The sequence below is a fragment of the bacterium genome, assembly GCA_016708315.1.
Taxonomy (GTDB): Bacteria; Zixibacteria; MSB-5A5; order CAIYYT01; family CAIYYT01; genus JADJGC01.
Map to the genome: position 1 here is coordinate 261,064 of JADJGC010000003.1, position 12,569 is coordinate 273,632.

A 12,569-nucleotide genomic window follows, 5' to 3' on the forward strand; every position below is an offset into this window, starting at 1 on the left:
TCGCCCGTCGCCTTAACTTGCATTCTTAAGACTAAATTGAGTATAATGACCGGATGATTCGTCGCCTTTATTCATATTTTCTACCATACCGCAAGCATCTGGCGGTGTCGTTGGCGTGCATTCTACTGTATAGCCTAACGTCGGGAGCGCTGGTGTATCTGGCAAGCGCACTGCCGGGACTCCTATTCGGTTCGGGAATCGCGACACCAGCAGCAGATCCAGCCGTTAGCCTGAGTCTATTGGACGAATGGCGAGCGGAATTGAATCGAATCACGGCAGAATTACTGATGAGCGACGACCACGAAGCCAACTTGCGCAATTTGTGCTTTGCGTTGGTGATTATTACGCTGGCCAAAAACCTGTTCTTGTTCCTGCAGGGTTTCTTTACAGCGTACGTCGAGCAGGGAATAACCAAGCGATTTCGCGACCAGATTTACGAACATCTTCAGAAACTATCACTGTCGTACTTTCACCGCAGCCGCACCGGTAACTTGATCTCGGTGACTATCAATGATGTCTCGAAGATTCATGAGACACTGAATAACACGATCAATAACCTATTCCGCGACCCGCTGCAGATACTGGTGTTTCTGAGCATTATGGTGGCCGTCAGTTGGAAATTGACGCTGGTCACGATTGTGGTGCTGACATTGATATTTCTTTCAATTTATCAGGTGGGAAAGCTGATTCGACGCTACAGCAAACGGGCGCAGGAGGCGATTTCGGACGTTTCCAGCACATTGGAAGAGACAATCAACGCAATTCGAATTGTGCGTGCCTATGCTGCGGAGAATAGGGAGATCGGAAGATTCAGGGAGCGGACGCAGTACTATTTTCGGACTATGCTGAAGATCAATCGAGTGCGCCTCGTTTCGGGACCGATCAATGAGTTGTTGGGAGTCGCGGCAGTGGTGGTTGTTCTCTGGTGGGGAGGCCGCGAGGTATTCGGACACGGTTTGCTGCAAGCGAATGATCTAATGCTCTATGTACTCGCAATGTTTTCGATTATCGCGCCGGCGAAATCAGTGTCGAGCGTTCATGTCAAGATCAATGAAGGAATGGCGGCTGCGCAGCGAATTTTCGATCTGCTTGATACTGAACCTAAGGTTGTCGAGGCAGCAAAGCCGGTGGAGATCAAATCGTTTGAAAACGAAATTGTGTTCGACAAAGTTGGATTCGAATACAATACGGGCGAAGCGGTATTAAAGGAAATTAGCTTCAAAGTGAAGAAGGGGCAAATTGTGGCATTGGTTGGCGCATCCGGCAGCGGCAAATCGACACTGGTGGACTTGCTTTGCCGTTTCCACGACCCGAACAGCGGCTCGATTACGATAGACGGACATCAACTTTCGGATATCTCGTTTGCATCACTACGCGGGTTGCTGGGCATTGTCACACAAGAGACAATACTGTTCAACGATAGCGTGAAGAACAACATTGCCTATCCTGCAAGCAGCGTGGATGAAGAGCGATTGAAGCAGGCAGCCAAGGCAGCAAACGCATTCAATTTCGTGATGGAGATGCCCAACGGATTTGACACTGTGATCGGCAATCGTGGTATGATGGTCTCAGGCGGAGAACGGCAGCGATTGGCGATCGCCAGAGCCTTGATGAAGGATCCAGAGATACTGATCTTTGATGAAGCGACTTCGGCGCTGGATACACATTCGGAGCGGTTGGTGCAGGAAGCTATTGATCACTTGATGAAAGGCCGAACGGCTATTGTGATCGCCCATCGGTTGTCGACGATACTCCATGCCGATTTGATCTTAGTGATGCAAGGCGGACACATTGTTGAGCGCGGGCGTCACGAAGAGTTGCTCCGGATGAACGGAGTATACCGCCATTTGTATGATCTCCAATTTGAGAGGAACAATGCAGCAGAAGCTGGAGCGCAAGGCGCCGCGACTGGCGCGCTTCCTAAAAGAGATTGAGATACAGTTCAAATGGCTGTTCATCTGGCTGTTTCTGAAAGTGCTGACAGGGCCAAGCCGGAGGCGGAACAAGCCACTCAATCCGCAATCCGTGAAAAGTGTTCTGATCCTGCGCCAGGACAAGATCGGCGACATGGTTGTCACACTGCCGACGATTCACACGCTTCGGTATCACCGCCGCGACATCTCGATCGGGGTGCTGGCATCGGCAGTGAACTACAAGATCATCGAGCATGATGCGGCAGTTGCCCGAGTACATATCTGGCGCAAGTCTCTTCCCAAGATCATCAAGACAGTGCGGGAAATCCGCAAATGCAACTACGATGCGGTAATCGATTTGATGACAGGAACGTCGGTAACTTCGCTGGTGATTGCGATGTTGTGCGCACCGCGAGCTTATCGGATTGGAATCGCAAAAGAATCGTTCCGGAAGTATTATGACTACTACACCCTGGAAAAGATGAACCACGCTCACAAGTTGCATATTACTGAGATGTTTCGGGCGACCTTGGAACCACTGGGAATCAAGCTGGCCAACGGAGTCACCGAGTGCAAAATCGCGCTGAGCGAGAAACAACAAGAGCGTGGACGGCAGTTGGCTGAGCAGATTCGCGACCTTCGATTTGATGCTCTAATCATGCTCAATGTTTCCGCAGGTAAACTGGATAGGACATTGAGTTTTGATAAGTTTGTGAAGCTGGTAGGCGTGCTGTCCAGCAAATTTCCGCGACTGCAATTTCTGATTTCGTATGCTCCGAACGAGGAGCGCTTGGCGCGAACTGCGCTTGAAGCGGGCAGTGAGAATGTGTCGCTTCTACCATCAGGTGTGTCGATTATGGAGTTGATCGCTCTGATGAACTACTTTCAGGCAGTCGTTTCAGTTGATACTTCGATTTGTCACATCGCGGCCAACCTGAATGTGCCGTTACTGGCGATGTACAACGGCAACAATTTCAACTTCTCGCGCTGGTATCCCTATTCCAAGCGCGTCTGGATTGTACGTTCACCGGACTGGAAGAGTGTTGATGGTATTACCTTTGAGCAGCTCTCGGCGGCGGTAGACAATTTCATTTCTGATCTGTCATCGCTGTCAGTATTGAAGAAAGTCCAGTAGCGCAATGCTATCGGTAATCATAATCACAAAGAATGAAGAGCAGAATCTTCGCCGATGTCTGGAGTCGGTGAGATTCGCTGACGAGATCATTGTCAACGACTCGGGGTCGACTGACAAGACATTGGCGATTGCAGCCGAGTTTGGCTGCCGGACGATCACTTCGGCGTTTGCAGGATTTGGCGCTGCCAAGCAGATGGCGCTGGAGCAGGCAACCGGGGAGTGGGTACTTTCGATTGATGCAGACGAAGTAGTGGACGAGGAACTACGCAAAGGCATTTTGAGCTGCATTGAGAAGGGTGATCACGACGGCTGGCTGGTCAATCGCAAATCGGAATTCCTGGGGCGGTGGATAACGCATTCGGGTTGGTATCCGGATTATATCCTACGATTGTTCCGGCGCGACAAGGCGCGATTTACACCGAATGAGGTACATGAGAAAGTGGACGTCAGTGGGTCAGTGGGAAGGGTAGAAGGGCACATCCTTCACTATACTGATCCAAATATCTCTCACTACCTAACTAAGCTCGACAGGTACACCGCTCTGTCTGCAAAGATGTTGTTCGAAGCCGATAAGAAGTTTCGCTGGCACTACCTAATAGTCAAGCCGATCGCTATTTGGGTGAAGATGTACATTCTCAAGCGCGGATTTCTCGATGGGATGGCAGGATTCATTTTGGCAGCGCTATCGTCGTTTCACGTCTTCTGCAAGTATGCCAAGCTGTGGGAATTGCGAAATCAATGAAGCGAGTGCTTTTATGCAGGACGGACGCCGTTGGTGACTTGATCCTGACATTGCCGGTCGCCCGGTCGCTTAAGACGGTGCAACCTGAACTGGAGATCACCCTTTTGGCTGCGAAGTACACTGCGCCGCTATTGGCAGGTGAAGCGTATCTCGATAACGTAGTTGCAATCTCCAATAGATCGCTGGAGAATCTTAACGAAGTGAACGCATTGGCTCGAGACCTGAAGCGGATGAATTTTGACGAGGCGGTGTTCTTCTATCCGCGGTTGTCATTGGCGTTGGCATTGTACTTGGCAAAGATTCCGATTCGAATCGGGACCAGTCGCCGCGCATACAGCTTCTTGTTAAACCGACGGGTCAAGTTGCATCGAAAAGACTCGGGCAAACATGAGCTGGATCTCAACTACGAATTGGTCGAAGGTTGTTACGGTAACTTGAAGCGCCTGGAACCGCAGATAACAGTCACTCCTGACGAGCAAGTGAATGCGAACCGATTGCTTGCCCAGGTGGGAATTGACGAAGGCGAGCACTATGTATTGATTCATCCTCTATCTCATGGTTCTGCGCCAAACTGGCCGGTTGAGCGATATGCGGAACTTGCCAGTAAACTTGCAGGCGTTGGCCACAAAGTGGTCGTGACCGGCTCTGCGCTCGAATCCAGCGATATTGCAGGATTCCTTTGGTAAACTTGGCGATAAGGTTGTGAATCTTGCTAGTCGGACCGACTTACCGCAACTCAAGGGAATCATTAGGCGAGCGCGACTCGTTGTAAGCGGAAGTACCGGGCCGATCCATATCGCCGGGGCAGTTGGTACATTTGCAGTGGGGATTTATCCGCCAAAGTCGACGCTTTCGCCAATGCGATGGGGACCGCGAGGAAGTGCAAACAAACTGTTCCTGCCAAGTGTAGATGATAGTAAGGGTGATGCGAATGCGCTGATGGCGAGTATCGCGATTGAGCCGGTAGCGGAATTCATCATATCGCATCTATCAGCCGATATCAAATCAAAAGCAAGCAGCGAGTAAGAGTGGAACGCTTCATATTTCCAAATGTCACCGATAATCTAACGCGTTATCGACTTCCGGTCGGGATGATGAATCTTGCCGAATTCATCATTCATATCGAGTCGATGAATGCGAATATAAGTATCCCCGTTGTCCGCAAAGCGTACGAGTTTTCCAACTGGGCGCATAAGGGACAAAAGCGGGCTTCCGGGGAACCATATATTGAGCATTGTTTGAATGTCGCATTCATTCTGGCCGAGCAGCATCTCGATGGCGACACCGTTGCAGCGGGATTGCTGCATGACATCGTCGAAGATTGTAACATTGGGATCAACGAGCTTGCGCACGAGTTTTCGCCGGAAATTGCGGCGCTCGTCGATGGCGTGACCAAACTTGGCGCCTATCAGATGAAGAGCCGCGCCGAGAATCAGGCGGACTATTTCCGCAAAATGCTCATCTCCATGGCAAATGATATTAGGGTCATTCTGATAAAATTGGCTGATCGTCTGCACAACATGCGAACGCTTGAGTACTTGCCGCATGAGAAGCAGTTAGTAATAGCAACTGAGACGCGCGATGTATATGCGCCGCTCGCGCACCGATTCGGAATGGCGAAGATAAAGTGGGAGCTTGAAGATCTTTCGCTGAAATATATTAAGGCGGATGTCTATCGGTACTTGATGGAGCGCATCGACCTGACACGCTCAGAGCGTGAAACCTACATCCAGGATATTGTTCAGACTTTAACCAAGGCACTCACTGACGATGGCGTTGCAGTCGAGATTACAGGAAGAGCAAAGCACTTCGACTCGATCTATCGCAAGATGGTCAAGCGACAGAAGCCGTTTGAAGAGATTTATGATTTGATCGCCATCAGAGTCGTAACGCCGACGGTGAAGGATTGTTACCACGCTCTCGGGGTGATTCACAATATGTGGACGCCGGTTGCCGATCGGTTCCATGATTACATCGCAACACCAAAGCAGAATATGTACCAGTCTCTGCACACAACAGTCGTCGGTCCAAACGGACGAATGGTGGAGATTCAGATTCGCACCCCTTCCATGCATTATGTCGCCGAGTACGGAATCGCAGCCCATTGGCTCTACAAGGAAGGGAAGCACGTTCTCGAAGAATCAGATCGTCAGCTTTCGTGGCTGCGAGAAGTGCTTGACTGGCAAAAGGACATGACCAATCCCGAGGAGTTCATGGAATTCCTGAAGATCGACTTGTTCCATGACGAAGTATTCGTCTTCACGCCGAACGGCGAATTGAAGCATCTGCCTTTGGGAGCGACGGCACTTGATTTTGCGTTTGCCGTGCATACCAACGTCGGAGTGCATTGCGTCGGGACCAAGGTGAACGGTCGATTGGTGCCGTTTGAGACGGTGCTGAAATCGGGTGATGAAGTTGAAGTTATGACTTCACCTCATGCCGAGCCATCGCGCGATTGGCTAAAAGTATGCAAAACGACTTCGGCGCGAGCAAAAATCAGAAAATACATGAAGCAAAAGGGCTTTGACGAGTCCTATGCTCTTGGCAAAGAAATGTTCGAACGGGCGATCAAGAAGCGCAAGCTGAAGTATCCTTCGGAAGAACAACTTGATGATGCCGCAATGGCGTTGTCCTATACGTCATCTGAGCAGATGTTGGCGAAGCTCGGCTCGGGCGACCTGGCGCTCGGAGGCCTGATGTCCAAGCTCTTCCCGCAAGAGGAAGAGACGCAAGGCAAGCCCTCGATCATAAAGAAGTTCGTCGACAAGGCCAGAGGCGGCAAGGGGATTCGCGTTGAAGGCATGGGGAATATGATGTTCCGGTTTGCGAATTGCTGTCAGCCGGTGCCGGGAGAACGCATTGTCGGATTCATCACGCGCGGACGAGGATTGTCAATTCATCGCGCTGACTGCGTCAATGCTATCATTGCTGCCCAGGAACCGGAACGTAAGGTCGAAGTTTCTTGGGATGTCGGCGGCGAGGCAAGTTTCCTGGTGCGTTTGGCGATTGTTGTTGAATATCGCAAGAATATACTGTACGATATCACGGAAGTAGTCGCGAATTGCGACGCAGAAGTGCGCGGTGCGGAGTTGTCTTCGAAAGAGGCTATCGCTACCGGGCATTTCGTAATAGAAATCAAGAACATCAGCCATTTGAACCGCGTGATCGCGGCGATTCGCAAGAAGATTTCGCGAGTCATCAAGATTGATCGCGTATTCGGCGGCGAAACTGATCAAGGCGAGCCCAATGAATCAAATTCCAACTGACAAATGTCCACGGTGTTCTGCTCCACGCAGCAGCGATCACAAATTCTGTCCGAGTTGTGGCGCGAATTATGATGCGCTGATGAGGGTCAAACAGGCGAGACCGCAGAAAGAATCAATACAGCGCAGGCGATGGGAATATGCCGCGATCATCGGCGTCGTTGTCATCGTGGCAGTCGTATACAATGTCTGGGTAGCCGCAAAGAAGAACACAGTACCGGTGAATACGCCGCCCGCGGGCACGCAGACCCTACAATCTACAACAACACCGGTGGGAAACACTTTCGATGAGATAGTTAAGAGCGGGCACAGTTTCATGGACAACGGCCAGTATCCGATGGCGATTCAGCAGTATGAGCGCGCCTTGGCCTTAGACTCGTTGCACCCGGATATCTTGGTCGACCTCGGGGCGTGTTATCACGGAATTGGAGAAGACGAAGAGGCTGTCCTCCAATTCAAGCGGGCATTGGCGATGGAGCCAAACCACTTGATCGCGACTTTCAACATGGGGGTAGTTGCGCTCGGGATTGCCGACACCGTAGGCGCGAAATTGTGGTGGGGAAAGTATTTGGAATTGGCGCCAAACAGCCCGCAAGCCGAGACACTGCGGAAACAACTCCAGTCTATGTAAGGACGTTGAATACCACACACGATTTTCGGGCAAAGCACCTCCTCCGCGATCTGCTTGATTTTGTTTATCCACCAGTATGCCAAGTGTGCCGTCAGAGCTTCGAGCGAGAAGAGAACAATATCTGGCTGTGTCCTTCCTGCCGCGTAACCCTGAGCATAATGCCACAGCCGCACTGCGCGCTTTGTCGCAGTTTTCTTTCTGATCCGCAAGTACACTGCACAAACTGCCGTCGAGTTACTCCGCTGTTGTGGGTCTACTCGCTTGGGATTTATGACGATCACTTCTCACATCTGATCAAGGCTTACAAGTATGAAGGCAAGATCGGCCTGGGAAAGTTACTGGGTCGAATGTTGGGAGAGCAATTGGCACAGTTTCCGCACGTCGGTGCTATCGACATGGTGTGCTCGGTGCCGATTCACAAGAGCAAAGAACGCCGACGGGGATTTGACCAGACTGCGATAATTGCCAGAGAGGTTGCGTCAGCGATAAGTGTTCCATTCGAGGTTGGCGCGTTAGTACAATCGAAGCCGAACAAGGATCAAATCGGTCTAACTGTGGAAGGCAGATACCAAAATGTCAGTGGGATATTTTCGATACCTCACGAACACTTGGACAGACTGAAATCCAAGCGGGTCTTGATTGTAGATGATGTAACAACATCAGGGGCGACGCTCAATTCGGCGTCTGTAACGCTGCTCAGTTCTGGAGCAGCCAGTGTTGCCGCTGCGACATTGGCGATGGCGCTGGAGGATGGTCTTGAGCCGAGCGCCTTGTATGCGCTCATGAGCGAAGAGTTCTGAGATGCTCGAAGAAATCGACTTGTTTCTCAATCATATCGCACTTGAACAGAATCTTAAGCCGAACAGTGTAATCTCTTACCGGCACGATCTCAGTCAGCTTGCGGAATTTGCCAGTACGCTCGGTATCAAGTCATGGCGGGAGTTTAACAAGGGTGCGATAATCAGTTATCTCGGATATGCTGGAAGAATCGGTTTATCGGCTTCGTCAATCGCCAGACGGATGTCGTCTTTGCGCGGTTTCTTTCGATTCCTTGTACGGGAGCGAATTGTCCCGCTCAATCCGTCACTTCATATTGAATCTCCCAGATTGTACAGAAACTTGCCGGTCGTGATGTCGGTTGACGAGGTCGAGAGAGTGTTGAGTTCTGTCAAGCTTGACGGACGCAATGGGTTACGCGACCGGGCGGCAATGGAGATTATGTACAGTTCGGGACTGCGGATCTCTGAGCTGATCGGACTCACAACAGCAAATCTCTTCTTAGAAGTTGGTCATTTGAGAGTATCTGGAAAAGGAGGGAAGGAGCGAATTGTTCCAATTGGGGAAGAGGCCGTACACTACGTTCGACGCTACATGGAGGAGGAGCGACCGGCGCTTGCCAACGACAAATCGCTCGATATCCTGATTCTGAATCGGTTCGGTCGCAAGTTTTCGGCGATGGGAATGTTCAACATTGTCAAAAAGCGAGTTACCGAAGCCGGAATCACGAAACACGTTACACCACATACATTTCGCCACAGTTTTGCCAGCCATTTGGTCGATGGCGGCGCCTCGCTGCGCGCTGTACAGGAAATGCTCGGGCATGCCGATATAAGTACTACGCAGATTTACACTCAGCTAAATCGGTCGTACTTAAAGTCTGTGCACCTGGAATTCCATCCGCGCGAGAGGAAAAATCGTGACCACGACGGCTGACAAACAGAATTTATTTGTCCATCCCCCAAAACCAAGGCTCCGACATCCCGCACAGAACTGCATCGCGCTTTACGATGAGGTTGGCAGCGCTGCTTCGTTAATTCTCGGCGTTCCCGGCTGGCAGGATACGATTATCTTTAAATTTCAAGAAATGACGGACCTGTTCAAGATCACGCATCGCCATCAGATCGATTGCGTGCTTATCAGCGTTGATAAGAGTCTTGACCAGGCGATGAAGTTGGTCCGTCAGATCGATCTGAACATGGCCTTGGCAACGGCACCGACAATCATCTACCACAAGAACCCGACTCGGGAGCAGATCAAGCTGGGGTTGTCATCGGCAGCCGACGACTACCTTTGGGGAGATTGGGATGGTGAGTTGTTTCAGTTGCGCGTGAAGATGATACGTGATCGTACGCAGAGGGACATTGGTGTCAATCCGACTTCGCAACTTCCGGGACCGATCTTGATTGAGCAAGAGATCAATAATCGATTGGCAGCCCGCGAAGAATTTGCGGTTTGCTATCTCGACATTGATAATTTCAAAGCTTACAACGACTATCGCGGTTACGTCTACGGTGATCGGACCATCAGGCTGGTCGCGCACATCATTCGCGATGTTGTTTCTGACTTGACGCCAAGTAGTTTTGTCGGGCATATCGGCGGAGACGATTTCATGTTTCTGCTGCCGACAGAGCAGGTCGACCCGGTGTGCTCGAATATCATCAAGATCTTTGACCGCATCATTCCCGCCCGATATGAAGAGGACGATCGCAACCGCAAGCAAATCATCTCAACTAATCGCCGCGGCGAGAAAGAAATCTACGGGTTGATGACCATCTCCATTGCAGTCTTAATCGCAAACGACAGCTTCACGCATTTGGGTGAGATGTCGCATATGCTGGCGGATCTCAAGAGCTACATCAAATCTCTAACCGGCTCAAACTATGTTATTGAACGTAGGAAGAAGTATTAGGCTGCCTTAGCGAGGCAGTTTCTGCAAAGCATCCCGTGCCTGACGATCGTTCGGATCAATTTTCACAACAGCTTCAAAACACGATCTCGCGGAATCTGGCTGGTTTATTCGCAAGTAAAGCAGTGCGAGATTCATGTGCGCCGGCTTAAGCCCGGGGTTGATTCCAATCGCCGCTTGATAGTGGCGCTTCGCTGAGACATAGTCCTGAGCATTCAAGAGAATATTCGCAAGATTGACATGACCGGCCGCATAGGCAGGGTCAATGGCAATTGCTTGTTCGAGCAAAGGCCGGGCTTCGCTGTCTCTGCCTTGTTTGAGATAGAGATTTGCCAATGAATTGTAGAGTGGCACGAAGCGCGGCGCTGTTGCGATTCCGATTTGAAGGATTGACTCTGCTTCGGCCGCATTTCCGCGACGTTGATGGAGATCGCCAAGATTCAGGTACACCTGTGGGAGATTAGGATCGCTTCGACGTGCGAAGTTGAGGTAGAATTCAGCACTGTCAAGCTCATTGCGATTCAAGAACAACAACCCCAAGTTGGTTATCGCATCGGTATAATTGGGGCGTGACTGAATAGCTTGATGCAGAGTCTGATAGGCTCCGTTCATGTCACCTGATTTCGACAAAGCATAGCCGAGGTTGTTGAGCGCTTCTGGCAATTGCTGGTATTTGGTCGCTTCGCGGTACTCGGCGATTGCGGAATTCAGATCTCCTTGTTTCTCAAAGACGAGTCCGCGCTGATAGTGAAATTGCGCCGGATTGTCATAGCCCAAATCAAACCAATTGTGATTTAGTAAGGCAGCCAAGGCTACGAAGTTGATCGCGAGGATCGCCAAAGCAACTCGCTTATTCCGTTGCCACATTTGCCAAGCCCGCTCCAAAGTATAGCCAGCGAAGATAATCAGAATCACGACGACGGCGAGGCGATGCCGTGAAGTCACCAAGAAAAGCACGATTGTCGGAATGTAGCCGAGAAGAAAAATGTAAAGCAGGGAAATTCTTCGGCGCTCCCGCCATCCCAGAGCAATTCCAATCAATGCCAACGGCGCAATTATTCCGAAAGGGAACGTGATGAATCTATCGAATACGGTAACAGCAAGAATAGGGGAGTTCTCGCTAAAGCGATACAGGTCGGCCTGATCCGGGTTTTCGAAGCCCGAGAACAGATAGACGATGCGCTTACCGGTCAATGAAAGGAAATCGACTGGATGTTCGAGGATGTAGCTCCACGCGCGATCACCCCAGAATTCCGAGACCTCGGAGGGTTTCAGAGTACGCCCCACGCCTGATTCAGCATAGGCGGTCGTCGTGTCTACAAACTCCGACCAGGGGATAGAAAGGTTCAAGTTGATCTCAGGCATCACCATGGTCAAGCCGTCAGCTTCGGAATTGTTGGCCAAATGGAGATTCACGCCGCCCTGCGATGAGATTAGGACGAAATCGCCGGCGACGACATAGTTGCGGATTGTGACCGGCAAGACACAGGCGATGACTCCAAGCGCAAATACGGCGGCACTGAGTAGTCGTCGACGCAGTGGAGCAACTCGAGCATTGGTTGCGATTATCCAAAAAGCAATCAGAGGAAACACGATCAGAATATTCGGGCGGGTGATTGCCGAAAGTCCGCCAAGGAGTCCGGCAAATGCCACGCTTTGCAGAGATACTGACTCGCGAGAACGCAATAGAACCAAGAGCATTGTCAGTGCGAAGAGAATCGCCAACCATTCCAGCAGCAGTTCCGATTCATAGAAAATTAACGGACCGTAAAACACCGCAATCAGCCCCGAAATGCGAGCGGTAGTTTCCGTGAAAGCTGACTTGCCAAGTTGATAGATTAGAACGCAGATAATGGCGCCGCCAACGGCTTGAACGACTTTGGCGAAGAAGATGCTTCCGCCGGAAATCGCGTAGATAAACGCCAAAAAGTAGGGGTAGAGTGGCGCTCGAAAGAATACCTCGCTCCCCCAGAAACTGTTATTCAGGATGTCGAGCGCCCACGAGTGATGCCACAACGAATCAACCTGCGGGTAGTAGAACGATGGATCGTTAGCGGACAAAAATGTCAGATTGACAATTCGAATTATGAGAGCTGCGGCAAAGATACCCACCGGCCATTTGCAGCTTTCGTAGAGCCGTGATGATGGCTTGATTTGAGCCGGCATTGGGAATCTTACCTCGCGCTTCGATTAGGCGTA

The 12,569-nt window shown here is 50.8% G+C and carries 11 protein-coding genes; 10 read left to right on the forward strand and 1 reads right to left on the reverse strand.

The annotated features are described in order from the left end of the window. The first annotated feature begins 53 nt into the window (after positions 1-53). From IPH59_04135 to IPH59_04180, 10 genes are all read left to right on the forward strand, one after another. Positions 54-1,934: an ABC transporter ATP-binding protein gene (locus tag IPH59_04135; protein MBK7090901.1), complete on the forward strand. Its 1,881-nt coding sequence runs from the start codon at positions 54-56 to the stop codon at positions 1,932-1,934. Further along, the gene (locus IPH59_04140; protein ID MBK7090902.1) at positions 1,876-3,048 is read left to right on the forward strand and encodes a glycosyltransferase family 9 protein; all 1,173 of its coding nucleotides are present in this window, start codon (positions 1,876-1,878) and stop codon (positions 3,046-3,048) included. The genes IPH59_04135 and IPH59_04140 overlap by 59 nt, the downstream gene beginning before the upstream one ends. Positions 3,049-3,052: 4 nt before the next feature. After that, on the forward strand, positions 3,053-3,790 hold the full coding sequence (locus IPH59_04145; protein ID MBK7090903.1) for a glycosyltransferase family 2 protein: 738 nt from the start codon (positions 3,053-3,055) through the stop codon (positions 3,788-3,790). Continuing rightward, a complete protein-coding gene (locus tag IPH59_04150) occupies positions 3,787-4,476 on the forward strand; it encodes a glycosyltransferase family 9 protein (protein MBK7090904.1) in 690 nt (229 codons plus the stop codon). Before IPH59_04145 ends, IPH59_04150 begins: the two co-directional genes overlap by 4 nt. Positions 4,477-4,492: 16 nt before the next feature. Then, positions 4,493-4,816 carry a hypothetical protein gene (locus IPH59_04155; GenBank protein MBK7090905.1) on the forward strand — a complete coding sequence of 108 codons (324 nt, stop codon included), beginning with the start codon at positions 4,493-4,495 and terminating at the stop codon, positions 4,814-4,816. A gap of 2 nt (positions 4,817-4,818) precedes the next feature. Next, a complete protein-coding gene (locus IPH59_04160) occupies positions 4,819-7,056 on the forward strand; it encodes a bifunctional (p)ppGpp synthetase/guanosine-3',5'-bis(diphosphate) 3'-pyrophosphohydrolase (GenBank protein MBK7090906.1) in 2,238 nt (745 codons plus the stop codon). A gap of 79 nt (positions 7,057-7,135) precedes the next feature. After that, a complete protein-coding gene (locus IPH59_04165) occupies positions 7,136-7,684 on the forward strand; it encodes a tetratricopeptide repeat protein (protein ID MBK7090907.1) in 549 nt (182 codons plus the stop codon). Positions 7,685-7,842: 158 nt separating this feature from the next. Continuing rightward, entirely contained in the window at positions 7,843-8,484 is a 642-nt protein-coding gene (locus IPH59_04170) for a ComF family protein (GenBank protein ID MBK7090908.1), read from the forward strand. A gap of 1 nt (position 8,485) precedes the next feature. Further along, positions 8,486-9,397 (forward strand): tyrosine recombinase XerD, encoded by a 912-nt coding sequence (locus IPH59_04175; GenBank protein MBK7090909.1) that lies wholly within the window; start codon positions 8,486-8,488, stop codon positions 9,395-9,397. Beyond that, the gene (locus IPH59_04180; protein MBK7090910.1) at positions 9,381-10,373 is read left to right on the forward strand and encodes a GGDEF domain-containing protein; all 993 of its coding nucleotides are present in this window, start codon (positions 9,381-9,383) and stop codon (positions 10,371-10,373) included. The genes IPH59_04175 and IPH59_04180 overlap by 17 nt, the downstream gene beginning before the upstream one ends. 6 nt (positions 10,374-10,379) lie before the next feature. Here IPH59_04180 and IPH59_04185 read toward each other — a convergent pair whose 3' ends face one another. Next, positions 10,380-12,536 (reverse strand): tetratricopeptide repeat protein, encoded by a 2,157-nt coding sequence (locus IPH59_04185; GenBank protein MBK7090911.1) that lies wholly within the window; start codon positions 12,534-12,536, stop codon positions 10,380-10,382. Between the last annotated feature and the right edge of the window lie 33 nt (positions 12,537-12,569).

Coding starts and splice junctions, on each gene's coding strand:
- IPH59_04135 (MBK7090901.1), top strand. CDS start 54: ATGATTCGTCGCCTTTATTCATATTTTCTACCATACCGCAAGCATCTG.
- IPH59_04140 (MBK7090902.1), top strand. CDS start 1,876: ATGCAGCAGAAGCTGGAGCGCAAGGCGCCGCGACTGGCGCGCTTCCTA.
- IPH59_04145 (MBK7090903.1), top strand. CDS start 3,053: ATGCTATCGGTAATCATAATCACAAAGAATGAAGAGCAGAATCTTCGC.
- IPH59_04150 (MBK7090904.1), top strand. CDS start 3,787: ATGAAGCGAGTGCTTTTATGCAGGACGGACGCCGTTGGTGACTTGATC.
- IPH59_04165 (MBK7090907.1), top strand. CDS start 7,136: ATGAGGGTCAAACAGGCGAGACCGCAGAAAGAATCAATACAGCGCAGG.
- IPH59_04170 (MBK7090908.1), top strand. CDS start 7,843: ATGCCACAGCCGCACTGCGCGCTTTGTCGCAGTTTTCTTTCTGATCCG.
- IPH59_04175 (MBK7090909.1), top strand. CDS start 8,486: ATGCTCGAAGAAATCGACTTGTTTCTCAATCATATCGCACTTGAACAG.
- IPH59_04185 (MBK7090911.1), bottom strand. CDS start 12,536: ATGCCGGCTCAAATCAAGCCATCATCACGGCTCTACGAAAGCTGCAAA.